At 67.2% G+C, this 21,987-nt stretch carries 20 protein-coding genes and 3 pseudogenes; 9 read left to right on the forward strand and 14 right to left on the reverse strand.

Going from position 1 to position 21,987, the window contains the following annotated elements; genetic code table 11:
- Positions 1–35 precede the first annotated feature (35 nt).
- Positions 36–1,262: a tryptophan synthase subunit beta gene (gene trpB / locus ACZ1HC_RS11270; protein ID WP_472700058.1), complete on the forward strand. Its 1,227-nt coding sequence runs from the start codon at positions 36–38 to the stop codon at positions 1,260–1,262.
- A 50-nt stretch (positions 1,263–1,312) separates the two neighbouring features.
- Here trpB and ACZ1HC_RS11275 read toward each other — a convergent pair whose 3' ends face one another.
- Positions 1,313–1,687: a DUF2237 family protein gene (locus ACZ1HC_RS11275; RefSeq protein ID WP_472700059.1), complete on the reverse strand. Its 375-nt coding sequence runs from the start codon at positions 1,685–1,687 to the stop codon at positions 1,313–1,315.
- A gap of 56 nt (positions 1,688–1,743) precedes the next feature.
- Positions 1,744–2,478, reverse strand: a complete 735-nt coding sequence (pth, locus tag ACZ1HC_RS11280) for an aminoacyl-tRNA hydrolase (RefSeq protein WP_472700060.1) — start codon at positions 2,476–2,478, stop codon at positions 1,744–1,746.
- A gap of 162 nt (positions 2,479–2,640) precedes the next feature.
- Between pth and ACZ1HC_RS11285 the strand changes: the two genes are divergently transcribed.
- From ACZ1HC_RS11285 to ACZ1HC_RS11305, 5 genes are all read left to right on the forward strand, one after another.
- Positions 2,641–3,273 (forward strand): ATP-dependent Clp protease proteolytic subunit, encoded by a 633-nt coding sequence (locus ACZ1HC_RS11285; RefSeq protein WP_472700061.1) that lies wholly within the window; start codon positions 2,641–2,643, stop codon positions 3,271–3,273.
- Positions 3,274–3,423: 150 nt separating this feature from the next.
- Positions 3,424–4,689: an ATP-dependent Clp protease ATP-binding subunit ClpX gene (gene clpX, locus ACZ1HC_RS11290; RefSeq protein ID WP_472700062.1), complete on the forward strand. Its 1,266-nt coding sequence runs from the start codon at positions 3,424–3,426 to the stop codon at positions 4,687–4,689.
- 137 nt (positions 4,690–4,826) lie between these two features.
- The gene (locus tag ACZ1HC_RS11295) at positions 4,827–5,201 is read left to right on the forward strand and encodes an NADH:ubiquinone oxidoreductase subunit NDUFA12 (protein ID WP_472700063.1); all 375 of its coding nucleotides are present in this window, start codon (positions 4,827–4,829) and stop codon (positions 5,199–5,201) included.
- Complete coding sequence (gene mlaD / locus ACZ1HC_RS11300; protein ID WP_472700064.1) at positions 5,202–5,666, forward strand: outer membrane lipid asymmetry maintenance protein MlaD; 465 nt, start codon at positions 5,202–5,204, stop codon at positions 5,664–5,666. It begins immediately after the preceding gene.
- Entirely contained in the window at positions 5,663–6,013 is a 351-nt protein-coding gene (locus ACZ1HC_RS11305; protein WP_472700065.1) for a DUF2155 domain-containing protein, read from the forward strand. The genes mlaD and ACZ1HC_RS11305 overlap by 4 nt, the downstream gene beginning before the upstream one ends.
- On the opposite strand, the pseudogene aat reads toward ACZ1HC_RS11305, so the two are convergent.
- From aat to hisF, 5 genes and pseudogenes are all read right to left on the reverse strand, one after another.
- Positions 5,980–6,610, reverse strand: a pseudogene (aat, locus tag ACZ1HC_RS11310) (leucyl/phenylalanyl-tRNA--protein transferase). The gene ACZ1HC_RS11305 and the pseudogene aat sit on opposite strands and share 34 nt — an antisense overlap.
- 10 nt (positions 6,611–6,620) lie before the next feature.
- On the reverse strand, positions 6,621–7,967 hold the full coding sequence (accC, locus tag ACZ1HC_RS11315) for an acetyl-CoA carboxylase biotin carboxylase subunit (protein WP_472700066.1): 1,347 nt from the start codon (positions 7,965–7,967) through the stop codon (positions 6,621–6,623).
- A gap of 4 nt (positions 7,968–7,971) precedes the next feature.
- Positions 7,972–8,493 (reverse strand): acetyl-CoA carboxylase biotin carboxyl carrier protein, encoded by a 522-nt coding sequence (accB, locus tag ACZ1HC_RS11320; RefSeq protein ID WP_472700067.1) that lies wholly within the window; start codon positions 8,491–8,493, stop codon positions 7,972–7,974.
- Between the two features lie 94 nt (positions 8,494–8,587).
- Positions 8,588–8,902: a phosphoribosyl-ATP diphosphatase gene (locus ACZ1HC_RS11325; RefSeq protein WP_472700068.1), complete on the reverse strand. Its 315-nt coding sequence runs from the start codon at positions 8,900–8,902 to the stop codon at positions 8,588–8,590.
- Complete coding sequence (gene hisF / locus ACZ1HC_RS11330) at positions 8,899–9,660, reverse strand: imidazole glycerol phosphate synthase subunit HisF (RefSeq protein ID WP_472700069.1); 762 nt, start codon at positions 9,658–9,660, stop codon at positions 8,899–8,901. Before hisF ends, ACZ1HC_RS11325 begins: the two co-directional genes overlap by 4 nt.
- Before the next feature lie 96 nt (positions 9,661–9,756).
- On the opposite strand from hisF, the gene selD reads away from it, so the two are divergent.
- Entirely contained in the window at positions 9,757–10,812 is a 1,056-nt protein-coding gene (gene selD / locus ACZ1HC_RS11335) for a selenide, water dikinase SelD (RefSeq protein WP_472700070.1), read from the forward strand.
- 71 nt (positions 10,813–10,883) lie between these two features.
- Here selD and ACZ1HC_RS11340 read toward each other — a convergent pair.
- The 5 genes and pseudogenes from ACZ1HC_RS11340 to ACZ1HC_RS11360 all read right to left on the reverse strand — a co-directional run.
- Positions 10,884–11,882: pseudogene (locus ACZ1HC_RS11340) on the reverse strand (oligopeptide/dipeptide ABC transporter ATP-binding protein); the annotation flags it as partial.
- Positions 11,857–12,858, reverse strand: coding sequence for an oligopeptide/dipeptide ABC transporter ATP-binding protein (locus tag ACZ1HC_RS11345; protein ID WP_472700071.1), 1,002 nt, complete (start codon positions 12,856–12,858; stop codon positions 11,857–11,859). The gene ACZ1HC_RS11345 and the pseudogene ACZ1HC_RS11340, both read right to left, overlap by 26 nt.
- A 1-nt stretch (position 12,859) precedes the next feature.
- A complete protein-coding gene (locus ACZ1HC_RS11350; RefSeq protein WP_472700072.1) occupies positions 12,860–13,786 on the reverse strand; it encodes an ABC transporter permease subunit in 927 nt (308 codons plus the stop codon).
- Between the two features lie 3 nt (positions 13,787–13,789).
- Positions 13,790–14,713: an oligopeptide ABC transporter permease OppB gene (gene oppB / locus ACZ1HC_RS11355; RefSeq protein WP_472700073.1), complete on the reverse strand. Its 924-nt coding sequence runs from the start codon at positions 14,711–14,713 to the stop codon at positions 13,790–13,792.
- 12 nt (positions 14,714–14,725) lie between these two features.
- Positions 14,726–16,327, reverse strand: a complete 1,602-nt coding sequence (locus ACZ1HC_RS11360) for a peptide ABC transporter substrate-binding protein (protein WP_472700074.1) — start codon at positions 16,325–16,327, stop codon at positions 14,726–14,728.
- 360 nt (positions 16,328–16,687) lie between these two features.
- Between ACZ1HC_RS11360 and ACZ1HC_RS11365 the strand changes: the two genes are divergently transcribed.
- Both ACZ1HC_RS11365 and ACZ1HC_RS11370 read left to right on the forward strand, forming a co-directional pair.
- On the forward strand, positions 16,688–17,332 hold the full coding sequence (locus ACZ1HC_RS11365) for a TRAP transporter small permease subunit (protein ID WP_472700075.1): 645 nt from the start codon (positions 16,688–16,690) through the stop codon (positions 17,330–17,332).
- A pseudogene (locus tag ACZ1HC_RS11370) lies at positions 17,329–19,232 on the forward strand (TRAP transporter large permease). The gene ACZ1HC_RS11365 and the pseudogene ACZ1HC_RS11370 overlap by 4 nt, the downstream one beginning before the upstream one ends.
- Positions 19,233–19,362: 130 nt before the next feature.
- Here the strand turns inward: ACZ1HC_RS11370 and ACZ1HC_RS11375 are convergent.
- Positions 19,363–20,484: a TRAP transporter substrate-binding protein gene (locus tag ACZ1HC_RS11375; protein ID WP_472700829.1), complete on the reverse strand. Its 1,122-nt coding sequence runs from the start codon at positions 20,482–20,484 to the stop codon at positions 19,363–19,365.
- A 188-nt stretch (positions 20,485–20,672) separates the two neighbouring features.
- Positions 20,673–21,947 carry a phosphopyruvate hydratase gene (gene eno / locus ACZ1HC_RS11380; RefSeq protein ID WP_472700076.1) on the reverse strand — a complete coding sequence of 425 codons (1,275 nt, stop codon included), beginning with the start codon at positions 21,945–21,947 and terminating at the stop codon, positions 20,673–20,675.
- Between the last annotated feature and the right edge of the window lie 40 nt (positions 21,948–21,987).

Raw genomic sequence — 21,987 nt, forward strand, 5'->3', positions numbered from 1 at the left:
CCAAATACCCATCTTCAACCGTGAAGGCGAACCCGATGGCCGATGACCTGGTGAACAGCTACAAGACCGGCCCCGACGAACAGGGCCGGTTCGGCATCTATGGCGGCCGCTTCGTCAGCGAAACCCTGATGCCGCTGATCCTGGATCTGGAAGCCGAATACGAACGCGCCAAGACCGATCCGGCGTTCTGGGCGCAGATGGACGACCTCTGGACCCATTATGTGGGCCGCCCCTCGCCGCTCTATTTTGCCGAACGCCTGACCGATCATCTGGGTGGCGCGAAGATCTACATGAAGCGCGACGAGCTGAACCACACCGGCGCCCACAAGATCAACAACGTGCTGGGCCAGATCCTGCTGGCGCGCCGGATGGGCAAGACCCGGATCATCGCCGAAACCGGCGCCGGCCAGCACGGCGTCGCGACCGCCACCGTCTGCGCGCGCTTCGGGCTTCGATGCGTGGTCTACATGGGCGCCCACGACGTCGAGCGCCAGTCGCCCAACGTGTTCCGGATGCGGCTGCTGGGGGCCGAGGTCGTGCCCGTCACCAGCGGCCGGGGCACCCTGAAAGACGCGATGAACGACGCGCTGCGCGACTGGGTGACCAACGTCCGCGACACCTTCTACTGCATCGGCACGGTGGCCGGGCCGCACCCCTATCCGGCGATGGTGCGCGACTTCCAGTCGATCATCGGCAAGGAGGTCAAGGAACAGATCCTCCCGCGCGAGGGGCGGCTGCCCGACACGATCATCGCCGCGATCGGCGGCGGATCGAACGCCATGGGCCTGTTCTATCCCTTCCTCGACGACACGCAGGTTCGCATCATCGGCGTCGAAGCCGGCGGCAAGGGCGTGGACGACCGGATGGAACATTGCGCCAGCCTGTCGGGCGGGCGCGCCGGCGTGCTGCACGGGAACCGCACCTACCTGCTGCAGGACGAGAACGGCCAGATCCTCGAAGGGCACTCGATCAGCGCCGGCCTGGACTATCCCGGGATCGGTCCGGAACACGCCTGGCTGAACGACACCGGCCGGGCCGAATACGTCAGCATCACCGATGCCGAGGCCCTGGAGGCTTTCCAGCTGTGCTGCGCGCAGGAAGGGATCATCCCCGCCCTGGAACCTAGCCATGCCCTGGCTCATGTGATGAAGATCGCCCCCGGTCTGCCGCGCGACCACATCATCGTGATGAACATGTGCGGGCGCGGCGACAAGGACATCTTCACCGTGGCCCGGCATCTGGGCTTCGACATCAAGACCTGACGCCGCCTGCTGCCCTTGCGGCGGCCCTTCGGGCCGCAGCCGGGGCAACCTCAGCCCTGGGCATCGACGGCATGCGCGCGCAGAAGTGCCAGGGGGATGATGTCAAGCGCCCGCGCATGGGTCGCCTCCAGCACCACCTTCGGCGCGGCGAATTCCTGGGCGGCCTGCAGGAAGCGCGCGGCGCAAAGGCACCAGCGGTCGCCGGGGCGCAGCCCATCGAAGCGGTATTCCGGGCGCGGGGTCGTCAGATCGTTGCCCAGATATTTCGACAGGGCCAGAAATTCGGCGTCCACCACCACGCAGACGGTGTGGCTGCCCCGGTCTTCCCGGCCGGTGTCGCAGCAGCCGTTCCGGTAAAACCCGGTCAGTGGCTTCATCGAGCATGGCTCGAGCCTTGTGCCCAGCACGTTCAGCGACGGTTCCATGTCCGATCCTCCTGCCGGTCAGGCTAGCGCCCGCCGCGCCTCGCGCCAAGCCCGGATCAGCGAAAGCGGTCCGTCAGCTGGCGCAGCCTGTCAGCCAGACTACCCGGTTCCTTGGGATCGTCCGGGGCCGGTGCCGAGGGTGGTGCGGGGGACGCTTCGGGACGCGCGGGCAGGGAGCCGGGCGCCTTTTCCGCGGCCTTGGGCCGAGTGCCGCTGTTCCGCGCCGGGTGCGTGCGGGCCGCGACCAGGGTCTGGAACCTCCCGCCGTCGCCCTGCGCCAGGGCCTCGGCTCCGTCGGAAACGCCGCGCAGCAGGTCCTCAAGCCAGTCCTGGTCGGCCTTGGCGAAGTCCGACAGCACGTGGCCGACCACCCGATCCTTGTGGCCGGGATGCCCGATCCCCAGCCGCACGCGCCCGTAATCGGGCCCGATGTGCTGGTGGATCGACCGCAGGCCGTTATGGCCGGCATGGCCGCCGCCCTGCTTGACGCGGCATTTGCCCGGCGGCAGATCCAGTTCGTCGTGCAGCACGATCACCTCTGCCGGCGTCAGCCGAAGATACCGCATCGCCTCGCCCACCGACTGCCCCGACAGGTTCATGAAGCCCTGCGGCTTCAGCAGGGTGACCCGCATCGGCCCCAGCCGCCCTTCCGAAACGAGCCCCTGAAAGCGCGCCTTCCAGGGGGGAAAGCCGTGGTCGGCGGCGATGCGGTCGATGGCCATGAAGCCGATATTGTGCCGGTTGGCCGCATATCTTGCGCCGGGATTGCCCAGGCCCACGATCAGTTTCACCTCTGCCTCCTTGGGTCGGCGGCGTCCGCCGCGGGCCGAAGTTCGTTCCATGCCTTGCAGCGGACCTTGCCGGTTACTAAGACTCTGTCAACCTTTCGCGGCTAACGATGGGATCAGCGCCCTGGCGAATCGCGGGACAGGGACACAAGGCAAGGACAGACGATGACCGATCCGGCAGACTTCTACATGAATACCCTTGTCCCCATGGTGGTCGAACAGACCTCGCGCGGGGAACGGGCCTACGACATCTTCTCGCGTCTGCTCAAGGAACGGATCATCTTCGTCTCGGGGCCGGTCCATGACGGCATGTCCACGCTGATCTGCGCGCAACTGCTGTTTCTGGAAGCTGAAAATCCCAACAAGGACATCAGCATGTACATCAACAGCCCCGGCGGCGTCGTGACCTCGGGCCTGTCGATCTATGACACGATGCAGTATATCCGTCCACGCGTCTCCACGCTGGTGGTCGGGCAGGCCGCGTCGATGGGCTCGCTGCTGCTGGCGGCGGGCGAACCGGGGCTGCGCTATTCCCTGCCCAACAGCCGGGTGATGGTGCACCAGCCCTCGGGCGGGTTCCAGGGCCAGGCCACCGACATCCTGATCCACGCCCGCGAAACCGAAAAGCTGAAGCGCCGCCTGAACGAGATCTACGTGGCCCACACCGGCCGCACGCTCGAGGAAGTGGAGCAGGCCCTGGAACGTGACCGCTTCATGTCGCCGCAAGAGGCAAAGGAATGGGGCCTGATCGACGAGGTCGTGGCCCCGCGGGGCAAGGCGGAACCCGAGAAGAAATAGACTTGTTGGGGATTGTGACGCGCCTGCGTCAACCCTAACATAAAGGGACGGGCCGCGGCGATCCTGTCGCCGCTGGACAATTCAGACGCGGCCCCCGGTATCAGGGCCGCCCGCGGTGGGCAGAGCTGCGGCAATCAAGGAACGTGGACGATGGCAAACCAGTCCGGCAGTGACAGCAAGAACACGCTCTATTGCAGCTTTTGCGGCAAGAGCCAGCACGAGGTGCGCAAGCTGATCGCAGGGCCAACCGTGTTCATCTGCGATGAATGCGTCGAACTGTGCATGGACATCATCCGCGAGGAAACCAAGTCCTCGGGGTTGAAGTCGGGCGACGGCGTGCCGACCCCGAAGGAAATCTGCGCCGTCCTGGACGACTACGTGATCGGCCAGGAACACGCCAAGCGGGTTCTGTCAGTGGCCGTCCACAACCACTACAAGCGGCTGAACCACGGCGGCAAGGGCGACATCGAACTGGCCAAGTCCAACATCCTGCTGATCGGGCCGACCGGCTGCGGCAAGACGCTGCTGGCGCAGACCTTGGCACGGATCCTGGACGTCCCCTTCACCATGGCCGACGCGACCACGCTGACCGAGGCCGGCTATGTCGGCGAGGATGTCGAGAACATCATCCTGAAGCTGCTGCAGGCATCCGAATACAACGTCGAGCGCGCGCAGCGCGGCATCGTCTATATCGACGAGGTCGACAAGATCACCCGCAAGTCCGACAACCCCTCGATCACCCGCGACGTTTCGGGCGAGGGGGTGCAGCAGGCCCTGCTGAAGATCATGGAAGGCACCGTCGCCAGCGTCCCGCCCCAGGGGGGACGCAAGCATCCGCAGCAGGAATTCCTGCAGGTCGACACGACCAACATCCTGTTCATCTGCGGGGGCGCCTTCGCGGGCCTGGACCGGATCATCGCGCAGCGTAACAAGGGCACCGCGATGGGCTTCGGCGCGTCGGTCAAGGAAAACGACGACCGCGGCGTGGGCGAGCTGTTCAAGGAACTGGAGCCCGAAGATCTGCTGAAGTTCGGCCTGATTCCCGAATTCGTCGGCCGTCTGCCGGTCATCGCCACCCTGACCGACCTGGACGAGGAAGCGCTGATCATCATCCTGACCAAGCCGAAGAATGCTCTGGTCAAGCAGTATCAGCGCCTGTTCGATCTGGAAGGCGTGCAGCTGACCTTCACCGAAGACGCGCTGCAGGCCATCGCCAAGCGGGCCATCAAGCGCAAGACCGGCGCCCGGGGGCTGCGGTCGATCATGGAGGACATCCTGCTGGACACCATGTTCGAACTGCCCGGCATGGACAGCGTCGAGGAAGTCGTCGTCAACGAGGAGGCGGTGGACAACCCGCTTGCCAAGCCGCTGCTGATTCATGCCGATCCCAAGAAGGAAACCGCTTCCGCCGGCTGATCGGCAGCGGTTTCTTGCGCGGGGGCGGTTCCGTGCGGGGTTGCCGGGATATTTCTCCGCAGCAGAGGGGGCAGGCTGGATCTCGGATGCGCTTTGCGTCATATCTGCGGCAGCCACGATCGAGAGGTTCCAGCCCCATGTCCTTCCTGCTTCGCGCCCTGACCTGGTGGAACAGCCAGACCATCAACACCCAGTTCTGGACATGGCGCAACGGCATCAAGGTCGGCGAGGATGCGGAAGGCAACGTCTTCTACCAGAACAAGGACGGATCGCGCCGCTGGGTGATCTTCAACGGAGAATCGCAGGCCAGCCGCATCAGCCCGGAATGGCATGGCTGGCTGCACCACACCTGGAACGAGCCGCCGACCAAGGCTCCGCTGGCCCACAAGCCCTGGGAAAAGCCCCACCGCGAGAACCCGACCGGGACCGTGGGTGCCTATTACCCCGAAGGGTCGCTTTATCACGCGGACCAGCCGGTTCGCCGCGACTATGACGCCTGGCAGCCCGAATAGATGACCGCGGGGGCCGAACAACGGGCAGAACTTCTGGTCGGGGCCGTCGTCCTGGCGGTGGCTGCGGGGTTCCTGGTCTGGGGCTTCGGCAAGGGCATGGCGCAGGAAACCGGCTACGAGGTTCGGGCCTCATTTCCCGATGTCGACGGGGTGGCCGTGGGAACCGAGGTGCGTCTGGCGGGCGTACCGGTGGGCCGCGTGTCGGACGTGGCGCTCAACCCCCAGACCTACATGGCCGACGCCCGTCTGACACTGCCCGCCGACATTCTTCTTCCAGCGGACAGCGCCGCCCTGATCCAGTCCGACGGGCTGCTGGGCGGCGCCTATATCCTGATCCAGCCCGGCGGCAGTCCCGACAACCTCCGGCCGGGGGATGAGATCGAGGATGTCCAGGGCGCCGTCAGCCTGCTGCAACTGATGATGAAGTTCGTGGACAGCCAGGCCCAGGACGAGGAAAATTCGTGATCCGGGTCCTGGCCGTCCTGCTGGCGCTGTCCCTACCCGCCGGCGCGCAGCAGGTGGCCCGGGCCGAGGGGGCCTTGCTGCGCGGCCTCGACAAGATTTCGGGCCGCACCACCGATCTGACCCTCAGGGTCGGAGAGGCCGTCCGCTACGGCCGGCTGGAGGTGAGGCTGGGTGAGTGCCGCTATCCCGCCGTTGATCCCAGTTCGGATGCCTATGCGCAGCTGACCATCGCCGACATGACGCAGAACGTCACGCTGTTCAGCGGCTGGATGATCGCGTCGTCGCCGGCATTGTCGGCGCTTGACGACCCTCGCTATGACGTCTGGGTGATTTCCTGCCAGAGCTGATCGGCCCCGGGCAGGGGCTGCGATCGAAGATCCGCCGGCCGCGCAAGGGCGTCGGCAAGCAGCCGGCGGTACGCGGCCCGAGGGATTTCGCGACCTCCCATCCGTTGAAGATGGGGCGTCAGGAACTGCGTGTCGAACAGCACGAAGCCGCAGCGCGCCAGTTGGCTCGAGGTCCACAGAAGCGCCATCTTGGACCCGTTCGGGCGCGCCGAAACCATGGATCTCGCCGAAGAACGCCGCCCCGATGGTCACGCCGAAGATGCCGCCGGCAAATCGCCCGTCATGGCGGATCTCGAGGGCGTGGGCGTGGCCCGCCCGATGCAGCCGCGAATAAAGCCGGGTCAGCGGCGCGTTGATCCAGGTCGTCTCGCGCCGCGCGCAGGCCGCCACCACCGCGTCGAAATCGCAGTCCAGATGCGCCGACCACCCGCCGCGCCGCAGGTCGCGCCGCAGCGACCGCGAGGCGTGGACGCCTCCCACCGGCAGGATCCCCCGCAGCGGCGGGTCGAACCAGTGGAGGCGCGGATCATCGGCGCTTTCGGCCATCGGAAAGACGCCCTGCGCATAGGCCTGCAGCAGTTGCGCCGCCGTCAGCATGGAGGCCGGATCAGCCGAACTTCTGATCCAGCCAGCGTTCCAGCCAGTGGATCGAGTAGTTGCCGGACCGGATGTCGGGTTCCTGGAGCAGCGCGGTGAACAGCGGAACCGTGGTGTCGATCCCGTCCACGATCAGTTCGCCCAGGGCCCGTTGCAGCCGCGCCAGGGCCTCGGGGCGGTCGCGGCCATGCACGATCAGCTTGCCGATCAGGCTGTCGTAGTAGGGCGGGATCGAATAGCCGTCATAAAGGGCGCTGTCGATCCGCACGCCCAGCCCGCCCGGCGCATGATACTGCGTGATCCTGCCGGGGCAGGGCGAGAAGCCGGGAACCTTCTCGGCGTTGATCCGCACCTCGATCGAATGGCCCCGGATCGACAGATCCTCCTGGCGGAACTCCATCTCGTGTCCGGCGGCCACCAGGATCTGCTGGCGGACCAGATCCACCCCGAAGATCGCCTCGGTCACCGGGTGTTCGACCTGCAGCCGGGTGTTCATCTCGATGAAATAGAACTCACCGTCCTCGTAGAGGAACTCGATCGTGCCGGCGCCCGAATAGCCGATGCGGGCGACGGCGTCGGCGCAGATCTTGCCGATGCGGGCGCGTTCCTGGGCGCTGATGGCGGGGCCGGGGGCTTCCTCGAGCACCTTCTGGTGGCGGCGCTGCAGCGAACAGTCGCGTTCGCCCAGATGGACGGCGCGGCCCTGGCCGTCGCCAAAGACCTGGATCTCGATGTGGCGCGGCTTCTGGAGGTATTTCTCCAGGTAGACGTCGGGATTGCCGAAGGCGGCCTTGGCCTCGGCCCGCGCGGTGCGGAAGGCGACCTCGAGGGCCGCCTCGTCCTGCGCCACCTTCATGCCGCGTCCGCCGCCCCCCGCGGTGGCCTTGACGATGACCGGATAGCCGATCTGCGCCGCCACCCGCCTGGCCTGATCGACATCATCCACGCCACCGTCGCTGCCGGGTACGCAGGGCACGCCCAGGTTCTTCATCGTGTCCTTGGCGGTGATCTTGTCGCCCATGATGCGGATATGGTCCGCGCGGGGGCCGATGAAGGTGATGCCGTGGTCCTCGACCATCTGCACGAAGGCGGCGTTTTCCGACAGGAAGCCATAGCCGGGATGGATTGCCTGCGCGCCCGTGATCTCGCAGGCCGAGATGATGGCGGGCATAGACAGGTAGCTGGCCGAGGACGGCGCGGGGCCGATGCAGACGGATTCATCGGCCATGCGGACATGCATCGCGTCGGCGTCGGCGGTGGAATGGACGGCAACGGACGCGATGCCCATCTCGCGGCAGGCGCGGATCACGCGCAGGGCGATCTCGCCCCGGTTGGCAATCAGGATCTTGTCGAACATCGGCTTACTCGACCACCATCAGCGGCGTGCCGAACTCCACCGGGGTGCCGTCGTCGATCAGGATGCGCCTGACGGTGCCCGCGCGGGGGGACGGGATGTGGTTCATCGTCTTCATCGCCTCGACGATCAGCAGCGTGTCGCCCTCGGCCACGGCCTGGCCGATCTGGACGAAGGGCGCGGCGCCGGGTTCCGCCGACAGATAGGCGGTGCCCACCATGGGCGAGGTGACGGCGCCCGGCAGGCTGGCCGGATCCATGCTGGCCGCGGCGGGCAGGGGTGCCGCCGCCGGGGCGGGGGACGCGGCCGCCGGCGCAGGGGCGGCAGCCGCGGGGGAGGGGGCGGGGGCGGGGGCAAACGAGATCTGCCGGCCCTGCTTGGACAGGCTGACCGTCAGGCGGTCATGTTCGCCGTATTCCCGCTTGACCGACAGTTCCGACAGGTCGCTGGACTTCAGCAGGTCCGCAAGCGACTGGATGAACGCCACGTCGCCTTCGTGATGCTTGCCGTTCCTGGAATCGTTGCTCATGCGGTCCTCTGCCAAGTGCGTTCCGTCGGGGCCCGGCCACGACATTTTGCCCGCTTATAGCCTTCATGCCGCGCCAAGGGGAAGGGTTGACGGTTCAGGACCCCCGGGAGGCCTTTTCCGTGATCCCCGAGCTGCCCGCGCGGCGTTCCAGTTCCCGTTCCACATCGGCCAGCGTCACGTCGCGGGCGGCCAGCATCACCAGCAGGTGGAAGATCACGTCGGCCGCTTCGCGCGTCAGCCGGTCGCGGTCGCCCCGGACGGCCTCGATGATCGCCTCGACGGCTTCCTCGCCGAACTTCTCGGCGCATTTCTCGGGGCCGGCGGCCAGCAGCCTGGCGGTCCAGCTTGCGTCGGGATCGGCCGTCCGGCGGGCGGCGATGGTGGCGGCCAGGTCGTGCAGCGCGCTCATGTCAGCCTCATGGGGATGCCGGCGGCGGCCATGTGGGCCTTGGCCTGGGCGATGGTGAAGGTGCCGAAGTGAAAGATCGAGGCGGCCAGCACGGCGCTTGCATGGCCCTCGGTCACGCCCTCGACCAGGTGATCCAGCGTGCCCACCCCGCCCGAGGCGATGACGGGGATGCTGACGGCGTCGGCGATGGCGCGGGTCAGCGGGATGTTGAAGCCGGCGCGGGTGCCGTCGCGGTCCATGCTGGTCAGCAGGATCTCTCCGGCGCCCTTCGCCTCGACCGTGCGGGCGAAGTCCACGGCGTCGATGCCGGTGGGCTTGCGGCCGCCATGGGTGAAGATCTCCCACCGGCCGTCGGCCACGGTCTTGGCGTCGATGGCCACGACGATGCACTGGCTGCCGAAGCGGTCGGCGGCCTGGGCCACCACGTCGGGATCGGCCACGGCGGCGGAATTGAAGCTGACCTTGTCGGCCCCCGCCAGCAGCAGCGCCCGCACGTCCCGATGGCTGCGGACGCCTCCGCCCACGGTCAGCGGAACGAAGCACTGTTCGGCCGTGCGCGTCACCAGGTCGAACATCGTGCCGCGGTTTTCATGGGTGGCGTGGATGTCCAGAAAGCAGATCTCGTCCGCGCCCGCGGCGTCATAGGCCTTCGCCGCCTGCACCGGGTCGCCGGCGTCGATCAGGTCCACGAAGTTGACCCCCTTGACGACGCGGCCATCGGCGACGTCCAGGCAGGGGATGATGCGGGTCTTGAGCATGGCTTTCTCCTTGCGGGACCGTCCTAAGCGCAAACGGGGTTCCGTTGAAGATGCGATTTGCCGGTGATAGCGTGTCGCGAACCGAAGGAGACCGTCATGGACGACCAGCACAAGACCGAACCCCGCCTTACGTCTCTGTCCCACGGCGGCGGCTGCGGCTGCAAGATCGCGCCGGGCGTGCTGACCGGCCTGCTGCGCGGGACGGCGATGCTGCCGGTTCCCGAGGCGCTTCTGGTGGGGATCGAGACATCGGACGATGCGGCGGTCTATCGGCTGAACGACCGGCAGGCGCTTGTCGCGACGACGGACTTCTTCATGCCGATCGTGGACGATCCGCTGGACTTCGGACGCATCGCCGCGACCAACGCGATCAGCGACGTCTATGCGATGGGCGGCACGCCGATCATGGCGCTGTCGCTGGTGGGGATGCCGATCAACACGCTGTCGGCCGAAACCATCGCCCGGATCCTGGAAGGCGGCGCCGCGGCCTGCCGCGAGGCCGGCATCCCCATCGCCGGCGGCCATACCATCGATTCGGTCGAGGCAATCTATGGGCTGGTGGCCCTGGGGCTGGTCGATCCGGCGCATGTGAAGCGCAATTCCGGCGCCCGGCCAGGGGACGTGCTGATCCTGGGCAAGCCTCTGGGGGTGGGGGTCATGTCGGCCGCCCTGAAGAAGGGCGCCCTGCCGGAGGCGGGCTATCGCGCGATGCTGGCGGCCACCACGCGGCTGAACACGCCCGGCCCCGATCTGGCCCGGCTGGACGGGGTTCATGCCATGACCGACGTGACCGGCTTCGGGCTGGCGGGGCACGCCCTGGAGATGGCGCGGGGGTCTGGATGCACGGTGCGGCTGGACTGGGCGTCGGTGCCGCTGCTTCCGGGCGCGCGTGACCTGGCCGGCGCCGGCCATGTCACCGGGGCCTCGGGGCGGAACTGGGCCAGCTACGGGTCCGAGGTGATGCTGCCCGAGGCGTTCGACCCGGTGGACCGCGCGCTGCTGTCCGACCCCCAGACCAGCGGCGGCCTGCTGGTCGCCTGCGCCGGCGATCAGGCGGACGCGGTGCTGGAGGTCTTTGCCGAGCATGGGTTTGCCGAGGCCGCGGTGATCGGCCGCGTGGCGGAGGGCCAGGGCCGCATCGTCGTCGCCTGAGGGCGCGGTCGCCGGGTATTTGGGCAAAGAAGAAGCTGCTCAGGCTGCCCGGGGGTGCGGGCGCGGGCGATCTCGTCGGCGGTCAGGGGGCCGGGGAAGTGGCAGGCGGTCCGGTGGTCGCTGCCGGCCAGGACCGGCACCTCGGCCGCGCAGTGGGGTGCGGCGCGCGGGCAGCGGGTGCGGAACACGCAGCCCGAAGGCGGGCTGACGGGCGAGGGCAGTTCGCCTTGCAGCGGCACCACGCGCGCGGCGGCGTCATGGGCCGGGTCGGGGACCGGAACCGCCGACAGGAGAGCTTGGGTATAAGGGTGCTGCGGTTGGGCATAGAGGCTGCGCGAAGGCGCGATCTCCATGACCTTGCCAAGATAGAGGACCATCACCCGGTCGCTGATATGGCGCACCACCGACAGGTCATGGGCGATGAAGATCAGCGACAGGCCCAGGTCCTTCTGCAACTGCATCAGCAGGTTGATGACCTGCGCCTGGATGGACACGTCAAGCGCGCTGACGGGTTCATCGCAGATGATCAGCCGCGGCTCGACGATCAGGGCCCGGGCAATGCCGATCCGCTGGCACTGGCCGCCGCTGAATTCATGGGGATAGCGGTTGATCTGCCCCGGCAGAAGGCCCACGCGGTCCATCATCCTCTTGACGCGGTCGCGGACCTCTGCCCGGGGCAGCGACGGGTGGTGGGTCACCAGCGGCTCGGCGATGATCTGGCCCACGGTCATGCGGGGGTCGAGGCTGGCCAGCGGATCCTGGAAGATCATCTGGATCTGGCTGCGATAGGCCATCATCTGCCGCGGCGACAGGCCGATCAGGTCGGCGCCGTCGATCCATTCGGCACGGCCCGTCGCCGGAACCAGCCCGATCAGCGCGCGCGCCAGCGTGGACTTGCCGCAGCCGGATTCGCCGACGACGCCCAGCGTCTGCCCGGCCTTCAGCGTGAAATCCACCCCGTTGACCGCCTGCAGGCGCTGCGGCCTGGCCCAGGGCATCGTCCCCGCGCGGCGGATGGAGAAGGCAACCCGCAGGTCGCGCACGTCAAGCAGAGGTTCGGTCACGGGCATGGTCCCTTCCTGAGCGGAGTTCATCCAGAGGCGCAAAGCAGGCCCGCCAGCGATCGGGGGCAAAGCCCGCAAGGGCCGGGGGATCCAGGCAGGCGTCGCGGCGATAGGCGCAGCGTGGCCGGAAGGCGCAGCCCTGCGGCGGGCGGCTCATGTCCGGGGGCTGGCCGGGAATGACGGCCAGTTCGGCGTCATCCCCGTCGATGCGCGGGATCGCCGCCAGCAGACCCTGGGTATAGGGATGGGCGGGATCGGCAAAGACCGGACCCACCGGACCCAGTTCGCGGATGCGCCCGCCATACATCACCGCGACCCGGGAACAGGATCCCGCCACCACCCCCAGGTCGTGGGTGATCAGCATCATCGCCATGCCGAGGTCGCGCTGCAGGTCGGCCAGCAGGGTCATGATCTGCGCCTGCACCGTCACGTCCAGGGCGGTCGTCGGTTCGTCCGCGATCAGCAGCGTCGGGCGGCACAGCAGCGCCATCGCGATCATCACCCGCTGACGCATCCCGCCGCTGAATTCGTGGGGATAAAGGCGCACGCGGCCCCTGGCGTCGGGGATCCGCACCGCGTCCAGCATCCGCACGGCTTCCGCCACCGCCGCGCGCCGGGACAGGCCCTTGTGCAGGACCAGCACCTCGGCCATCTGGTCGGACACGCGCATGTAGGGGTTCAGAGAGGTCATCGGATCCTGGAAGATCATCGCGACCTTCTCGGCCCGGACCTGGTTGATGACCTTCGCCGGGGCGTTGAGGATTTCCTGCCCCTCCAGCCGGACGCTGCCCGAGGCCCGGCCGTTGCGGGCCAGAAGCCCCATCACGGCGAAGGCCAGCTGCGACTTGCCCGAGCCGGATTCGCCGACGATGCCCAGCGTCTCGCCCGGCTGGACGGTCAGGCTGACGTCGCTGACGGCGTGAACCTCGCCGTCATGGGTGCGGAAGCGGACGGACAGATCGCGGATGTCCAGAAGGGCCATGTCAGCGTTCCTTGGGGTCAAGCGCGTCGCGCAGGCCGTCGCCCACGAAGAAAATGCCGAACAGCGTGATGACGAAGAAGAACAGCGGGAAGGCCAGTTGCCACAGCGTGCCATAGTTCATGGTGCCCGCCCCTTCCGAGATCAGCGCCCCCCACGAGGTCAGCGGTTCCTGCACGCCAAGGCCCAGGAAGCTGATGAAGCTTTCGGTCAGGATCATCAGCGGCACCAGAAGCGTGGCATAGACCGCGACCACGCCCAGCAGGTTCGGCACGATATGGCGGATGATGATGCGCCAGGTCGAGACGCCGGTGGCGCGCGCGGCCTCGACGAACTCGCGGTTCTTCAGCGACAGGGTCTGGCCGCGCACGATCCGCGCCATGTCCAGCCAGGAGATCAGGCCGATGCCCAGGAACAGCATCGACATCGACCGGCCGAACATGACCAGCAGCAGGATCAGAACGAACATGTAGGGGATCGACATCAGGACATCGACGGTCCGCATCATCAGCTGGTCGGTGCGTCCGCCGACATAGCCGGCGACCGCGCCGTAAAGCGTGCCCACGACCACCGCGATGCCGGCGCCGACGATCCCCACCAGCAGGCTGACCTGCGTGCCCTGCACGGTGCGCGCGAACAGGTCGCGGCCCAGATCGTCGGTGCCGAAGTAATGACCGTTCGACCACGAGGGACGGCCCATCGTCGCGACCTGCCCCATGACGCTGAAATCCAGCTCCTCGTTCGACCAGACGGCCAGCCGGTTGCCGAAGACCGCGAACAGGACCACCAGCAGCAGGATCACCAGGCCCGTCATCGCCGCCTTGTTGCGCAGGAAGCGCCTGCGGGCATCCGCCCAGGGCGACCGGCCGCGTACCTCGGGCTGGGCCATGCGCGCGGCAAGCGAGCGCATCTTGTCCTGTTCGATCACCATGCGTCAGTACCGGATCTTCGGGTCGATCCAGGCATAGAGGATATCGACCACCAGGTTGAACAGGATGGTCAGCGTGCCGACCAGGATGGTGACGCCCATCATCACCGCATAGTCGCGGTTCAGCGCGCTGTCCACGAAGGCCTTGCCGATGCCTCCGGTCGAGAAGTAGATGTCGATCACCACCGATCCGGTAATCATCGACACGAAGACCGGCCCCAGATAGCTGACGACCGGCAGCATCGCCGGGCGCAGCGCGTGGCGCAGGATCACGCGGCGTTCGGGCAGCCCCTTGGCGCGTGCCGTGCGGATGTGGTTCGACCCCAGCACCTCGAGCATCGAGGACCGGGTGATCCGCGCGATCGAGGCCATGTAGCTGGTGGACAGCGCGATCACCGGCATGATCCAGAAGGACGGGTCCGAAAAGCTCCACCCGCCGCCGGGCAGCCAGCCCAGCCACAGCGTCAGGACCAGCACCAGCAGCGGCGCCATGACGAAGTTCGGCAGCACCTGCGCGCCGATCGAGACGCCGACCGCCAGATAGTCCAGCCAGCTGTTCTGGCGGATTGCGGCCAGCGTCCCCAGCGTCACGCCCACCAGGACCGCCGCCAGGAAGGCCAGCGTGCCGTAGGTCAGCGTGACCGGGAAGCCGTCGGCGATCAGCTGGTTCACGCTGCGGTCGGGATAGACGAAGCTGGGGCCGAAATCGAAATGCGCGACGACGCCCCAGACATAGTTCCACAGCTGGCGCCACAAGGGATCGTCCAGCCCGTATTTCGCATTGAGGTTCGCCAGCACCTGCGGCGGCAGGGCGCGTTCCTGGGTGAACGGCCCGCCGGGCGCCAGATGCATCAGCAGGAAGGACAGCACGATCAGCACCAGCAGGGTGGGGATCGCCACCGCCAGCCGCCGCAGGATGAAGGCGAACATCGGGGCCGCGCCTTATTCCGCGATCCGGTACATATCCTTGGCGTACCAGGCGTTCGTCACGTTCTGCGTCGGGATGCCCTTGACCGCCGGATTGATCATGTCGACCTTGGCATAGTGATAGACGAAGACCGCAGGCACTTCCTCGGCCAGGATTTCCTCGGCCCGCTTGTAGAGCGGCGCGGTATCCTGGGCAATCTCGGAATCGGCCATCAGCTTGTCGTATTCGGCGTTCGACCACTTGCCCGAATTGTAGCCGTCGGTGCGGAACCAGTCGAGGAAGGTCGTCGCCTCGTTGTAGTCCGCGCACCAGGCATAGCGGGCCATGTCGAAGTCCTGGTTCTGCAGGCGGTCGGTGTGGACCTTCCATTCGACGTTGTTCAGCGTGATGTTCACCCCCAGCGGCTTCCAGAACTGCTGCGCGGCAATGGCCAGCTTCTTGTGGTTCTCGTCGGTGTTGTACTGCAGCGTCAGCGACAGGGGGTTGTCGGGGCCATAGCCCGCCTCGGCCAGCAGGGCGCGGGCCTTCTCGGTCCGCTCTTGCTGGGTCATCTTGGCGATCGCGGCGTCGGGAGCCTGGAAGCCCTCGATCGCCCAGTGGGTCCAGCTATAGGCCGCCTTCTGCCCGCCCTGCAGGACCTGGTCCACGATGATGTCGCGGTTCAGGCCAAGGCTCAGCGCCTGGCGGACGCGGACATCCTTCAGCGCCTCGGGACCCTTGTCCGACAGGTTGAGGACATAGGCGTAGGAACAGGCATAGGGGATCGAGGTCGCCTGATCGGGATATTCCTGCGACAGCCGCGGATACTGGCCGGCAGGGATCTGCACGCGGTCAAGCTCTCCGGCAAGATAGCGGGTCAGGCCGATGTTGTTGTCGTTCACCGTGACGCCGCGGACGGTTTCCATCACGACGTTGTCGGCGTCCCAGTAATGGGGGTTCTTCGCCAGCGTGATGTCCACGCCCAGGTTGTGGCTTTCCAGCATGAAGGCGCCGTTGCCGACCAGGTTGCCGGGCTGCGTCCAGGCGTCTCCGTGCTGTTCGACGACCTTCTGCGGCACCGGGAAGGTGGTCGCGTGGGACAGGGTCTTGAGGAAATAGGGGGTGCGGGTGGTCAGCTTGACCTCCAGCGTCCTGTCGTCCACCGCGCGCACGCCCAGCTGGTCCGGCGTCATCTCGCCGGCGATCACCTGCGTCGCGTTCTGGATGTTCATCAATTCCAGGAACCAGGCGTATTCCGATGCGGTTTCGGGGTTGGCGACGCGCTGCCAGGCATAGACGAAGTCCTGCGCCGTGACCGGATCGCCGTTCGACCACCTGGCCTCGCGCAGCGTGAAGGTGTGGGTCAGCCCGTCCTCGCTCTCCTGGTGGCTTTCGGCCACGCCCGGCACCATCGCCCCGGTCGCGTCCTCGTTCATCAGGCCCTCGAACAGCTGGCGCAGCACGTCCGAACCCTCGACATCCGTGTTCTTGGCAGGGTCAAGCGACTTGATCGCGTCCAGAAGCCAGTAGGTATAGGTCTGGCTGTCGGCCAGCGTCTCGCCCTCGGCGGGCTGGACGGCCTGGGCAGGCAGGGCCAGGGCGGCCAGAAGGGCGGTGGTGGTGAACAGCTTGGACATCGGCTCCTCTTTGCGTTGTTCGATGGTCTCTTGATGCGCGCGGGGCAGAATTAACCCATGAGCCCGGGGGTAAAGGCGCTTTCGCCCGCCCGCCCGGTCCCATTCCCGTGAGGAAAACCGGGACTGACCGGCCGGGCACGGCCTTTTCCGGCGGCGGCGCCTTTCCGGCAGGGGATGGTCGGGGTCCGGCCGCCGGCCGCCACGCGGCGTCACATGGCGACCGGGCCGGAACAAGATCTGCCAACAGGGCGCGGATCGCCGAACTTCTTGACCCGTTTTGCCGCTTCGCGCATACCGCAACGGAAATGAACAGTCGGCCTTTCGGCCCATAAGGCTGGAATTCATGGGGGAGGACTCTGGATGAACGGCCTTTTGGCCCTCTCGCGCGGGATCGACCGCGTCAACACCGTCATCGGCAGAGGCGTGTCCTGGCTGATCCTGCTGGCGATCTTCGTCAGCGCGATCAACGCGGTGGTGCGCAAGGCGTTCAGCATGTCGTCGAACGCCTGGCTTGAACTGCAATGGTATCTTTACGGCGGGGCCTTCCTGCTGGCCGCGGCCTATACCCTGCTCGAGGGCGAGCATATCCGCATCGACATCCTGTTCGGCGCCCTGTCGCGCCGCACCCAGCACTGGATCGAGCTGCTGGGCCACATCTTCTTCCTGATGCCCTTCGTGCTGCTGACGCTGTGGCTGACCTGGCCCTGGCTGGCCCGGTCCTACCGCACCGAGGAGATGTCGATGAACGCGGGCGGGCTGTTGCTGTGGCCCGCCAAGGCGCTGCTGTTCACCGGCTTTCTGCTGCTGCTGCTGCAGGGCATGTCCGAGATCGTCAAGAAGATCGCGGTGATGCGGGGGCTGATCCCCGATTACAACGCGCCGTCCGGCCATCATGCGCCGCCCGACCTGGACGAGGAGCTGCTGAAGCAGGCGGGCTTTGTCGATCCCGACCACCCGCTGACCGACATCCCGGTCGACAAGACGCCCAAGGACGCCCGCAAATGATGGAGTTCATCGCGCAGAACATGGCGCCGATCATGTTCCTTTCGCTGATCGTCTTCATGCTGGTCGGCTATCCGGTGGCCTTCGCCCTGGCCGCCAACGGGCTGTTGTTCTTCGTCATCGGCGTCGAGCTGGCGCCGCTGTCGGGGGGTCCATCAACCTCAGCTGGCCGCTTCTGGGGGCGCTGCCGGACCGCTTCTTCGGGGGGGTCGTCGCGAACGAGACGTTGCTGGCCATTCCCTTCTTCACCTTCATGGGCATCGTGCTGGAGAAATCCGGCATGGCCGAGGATCTGCTGGACACCATCGGCCAGTTGTTCGGCCCGATCCGCGGCGGCCTTGCCTATGCCGTCATCATCGTCGGCGCGCTGCTGGCCGCCACCACCGGCGTCGTCGCGGCCTCGGTGATCGCGATGGGCCTGATCTCGCTGCCGATCATGCTGCGCTACGGCTATGACCGGCGGGTGGCCTCGGGCGTGATCGCGGCGTCGGGGACGCTGGCGCAGATCATCCCGCCCTCGCTGGTGCTGATCGTCCTGGCGGACCAGCTGGGCCGGTCGGTGGGCGACATGTACAAGGGCGCGCTGATCCCGGGCCTGGTGCTGACCGGCATCTACATGTCCTACATCTTCTTGGTGTCGATCATCCGGCCGCAGTATCTGCCGGCCCTTCCGAAAGAGGCGCGGACCCTTGGCTCGGGCGTCATGTCGCTGATCGTCGCCCTGGCTGCGGCGGGCGCGATCTTCTGGCTGACGACCCGCTGGCTGGGCCCCGAACACGCGACCGATGCGCCGATCTGGGGCATCGTGATCGCCGTCGCGGTGATCTATGTGGTGGCGCTGCTGGACAAGGCCACGGGCATCAACATGATGTCCCGGCTGGCCCAGCAGGTCGTCATCGTGCTGATCCCGCCGCTGGCGCTGATCTTCCTGGTGCTGGGCACGATCTTCCTGGGCATCGCCACGCCCACCGAGGGCGGCGCGATGGGCGCGGTCGGCGCCCTGGCCATGGCCGGCATCAAGCGGCGGCTGTCGATGGACGTGATCCGCCAGGCGCTTTACGCCACCACGCGGCTGTCGGCCTTCGTCATGTTCATCCTGATCGGCGCCCGGGTGTTTTCGCTGACCTTCTACGGCGTAAACGGGCATCTGTGGGTCGAACACCTGCTGACCTCGCTGCCGGGGGGCCAGTACGGCTTCCTGATCGTGGTGTCGATCCTGGTGTTCTTCCTGGCCTTCTTCCTGGACTTCTTCGAACTGGCCTTCATCATCGTGCCGCTGCTGGCCCCCGCGGCCGAGGCTTTGGGCATCGACCTGATCTGGTTCGGGGTGATCCTGGGCGTGAACATGCAGACCGCCTTCATGCATCCGCCCTTCGGCTTTGCGCTGTTCTACCTGCGATCGGTGGCGCCGAAGGCGGAATACATCGACAAGGTGACCAAGCAGCGGACGGCCCCGGTCAGGACCGGCCAGATCTACTGGGGCGCCGTGCCGTTCGTCTGCATCCAGCTGGTCATGATCGCCATCGTCATCGCCTTTCCGGGCATGGTCATGCACTATCGCGGCCCGGCGATCGACACGTCCGATGTCCGGCTGGAGATCCCGGCCGGCGGCATGGGCAGCGGCGGCGGGTTCGGCTCGCTCGGCGGCCTGGGGGGCCCCTTCGGCCAGCCGGCCCCTGCCGACGGCGCCGCCCCCGCGGCCCCTGCGCCTTCGGGCGGCGGCCTGGGCGGGACGCCGCCGGGTCTTGGGGCGCCCCCTGCAGGTCTGGGCGCGCCTGCGGCACCGGCACCGGCGGCGCCCGCCGGAGAGGCCGCCCCGGCCCAGCCGCAGCAACCCGCGCCGTCCTCGGGCGGCGGGCTGGGCCTGGGCGGGCCGCCGCCGGGACTGGGCGGCGGCAACTGACGCATCCTGGGGCCGGGTTCATCCCGGCCCTTGTCATCCGGCCGTTGTCATCCAGCCCCACCGCCGGCATCCGGGCATGAAAAAACCGCCGCAGGATCGACCTGCGGCGGTTTTTCCATCGGGAAGCCGATCAGCCCTGCTGGGGGGCCAGCTTGCCGTTGCGCTGCTGGATCATCATGAAGGTATCGAAGGTGTATTCCGCGGTCTGGTTGTACAGGTACCAGTCGTCGCGGAACTGCAGCTGCGCTTCGTACTGCCGCTTGAAGTGCTCGTTCTGGGCGGAAATCTCGGCGTAGACCTCGTTGGCGGCGGCGAAGGCCGCGTTCATGATCTCTTCGCTGAAGGACCGCAGCTGTGCCCCCGAGGCCGCCAGTTCCTTCAGCGCCGTCGGGTTGCGATAGTCATACTTGGCCAGCATGTTCTGGTCCGCCGCCTGGCAGCAGGTCCGCAGCAGCGACTTGTAGTGTTCCGGCAGCTCGTCGTATTTGGCCTTGTTGATGAAGAGGCTGACGGTCGGACCGCCTTCCCAGAAGCCCGGATAATAGTAGTAGGGCGCGACCTTCTGGAAGCCCAGCTTGCTGTCGTCGAAGGGGCCGACCCATTCGGCGGCGTCGATGGTGCCCCTTTCCAGCGAGGGGTAGATGTCGCCGCCGGCGATCTGCTGCGGCACCACGCCCAGCTTCTCCACCACGCGCCCGGCAAGGCCGGAAATGCGCATCTTGAGGCCCTGCATGTCGGCCAGCGTGTTGACCTCCTTGCGGTACCAGCCGCCCATCTGCACGCCGGTGTTCCCGCTTGGGAAGGCCACGAGCCCGACGGTGTCGAGGAACTGGTTGTACTGGTCGATGCCGCCGCCGTGGTAGTTGTACGCAGACTTCGCCCGCGCGCTGAAGGTGAAGGGCAGGTCGGCGCCGCAGGCAAAGGCCGGATCCTTGCCCCAGTTGTAGTAGCCCACAGAATGGGCGCATTCCACGGTGCCGTCACCCGCCGCGTTGATGGCGTCAAGACCCGGGACGATCTCGCCTGCGGCGAAGACCTGCAGGTTGAACTTGCCTTCGGTGGCTTCCCGCAGGCGGTTCGCGACTTCTTCCCCGCCGCCATAGATGGTGTCCAGCGATTTCGGGAAGGACGACGCCACGCGCCAGTTGATGGTCGGCGCCTCCTGGGCGATGGCGGGGGCTGCCAGGGTGGCGCTGGCGGCGGCGGCAACGCCGCCGACCGAAGCCGTCGTCAGGAACGACCTGCGGTGCAGCGTCTTGGAATCTTTCATGAACTCTCCTCCAAACAGGGCATCGGGATGGCCTCCCACGGGTTCCCGGCCCGAATGAGGTGCAGTTTAGTGCTTGTCCGCCGTCTGTCGAGTCGTCAGCGGCCCCGCCGCGCAAAAAGAGCGCCGCCCGCGCTGTCGCGGGGCGGCGCTTCGCCTTCGGGATCGCGGGTTCAGCGCAGGATGGACCGGCCCGCGTATTCGGCGGTGGCGCCCAGCATCTCCTCGATGCGGATCAGCTGGTTGTATTTGGCCAGCCGGTCCGACCGGGCAAGGCTGCCGGTCTTGATCTGGCCGCAATTGGTGGCCACCGCCAGGTCGGCGATGGTGGCGTCCTCGGTTTCGCCGGACCGGTGGGACATGACCGAGGTGTAGCCGGCGCGATCGGCCATGCGCACCGCGTCCAGGGTTTCGGACAGGGTGCCGATCTGGTTGACCTTGACCAGCAGCGAATTGCCGCAGCCCTTGGCGATGCCTTCGGCAAGCCGCGCCGGGTTGGTCACGAACAGGTCGTCGCCCACCAGCTGGACCTTGCCGCCCAGGCGGTCGGTCAGCAGTTTCCAGCCCTCCCAGTCGTCCTCGGCGCAGCCGTCCTCGATCGACAGGATCGGATAGGCGCCGCACAGCGCGGCCAGATAGTCCACGTTCTCGGCCAAGGTCAGCGATTTGCCCTCGCCCTTCATCTCGTAGCGGCCGTCGCGATAGTATTCGGTCGAGGCGCAGTCCAGGGCCAGCATGATGTCGTCGCCGGGCTTGTAGCCGGCCTTCTCGATCGCGCGCAGGATGAAGTCCAGGGCGTCGCGCGTGCTGGAGAGGTTCGGGGCGAAGCCGCCCTCGTCGCCCACGCCGGTCGCCAAGCCCGCCGCCGACAGTTCCTTCTTCAGCGTGTGGAACACCTCGGACCCCATGCGGACGGCCTCGCGGATGTTTTCCGCGCTGACCGGCATGATCATGAATTCCTGGATGTCGATGGGGTTGTCGGCGTGTTCGCCGCCGTTGATGATGTTCATCATCGGCACCGGCAGGATCCGCGCCGCCGTCCCCCCCACATAGCGATACAGCGGCTGGTTGGTGGCATCCGCCGCGGCCTTGGCCACCGCGAGGCTGACGCCCAGAATGGCGTTGGCGCCCAGCCGGCCCTTGTTGGGGGTGCCGTCCAGGTCGCACATCATCGCGTCCAAGGCGCGCTGTTCGGTCGCGTCCTCGCCCACCAGGTTCTCGGCGATCTCGCCGTTCACGGCGGCCACGGCCTCCAGCACGCCCTTGCCCATGTAGCGCGCCTTGTCGCCGTCGCGCTTTTCGACCGCCTCGTGCGCGCCGGTGGATGCGCCCGAGGGCACCGCCGCCCGGCCCAGGGTGCCGTCCTCCAGCGTCACGTCGACCTCGACGGTCGGGTTGCCGCGGCTGTCCAGGATCTCTCGGGCGAAGATGTCGATGATGGCGGTCATGGGGCCTCTCCGTTGCCTGTGTCGGCGCCTTCATAGCCGC

It is taken from the genome of Paracoccus sp. BR5-17, from assembly GCF_055693925.1.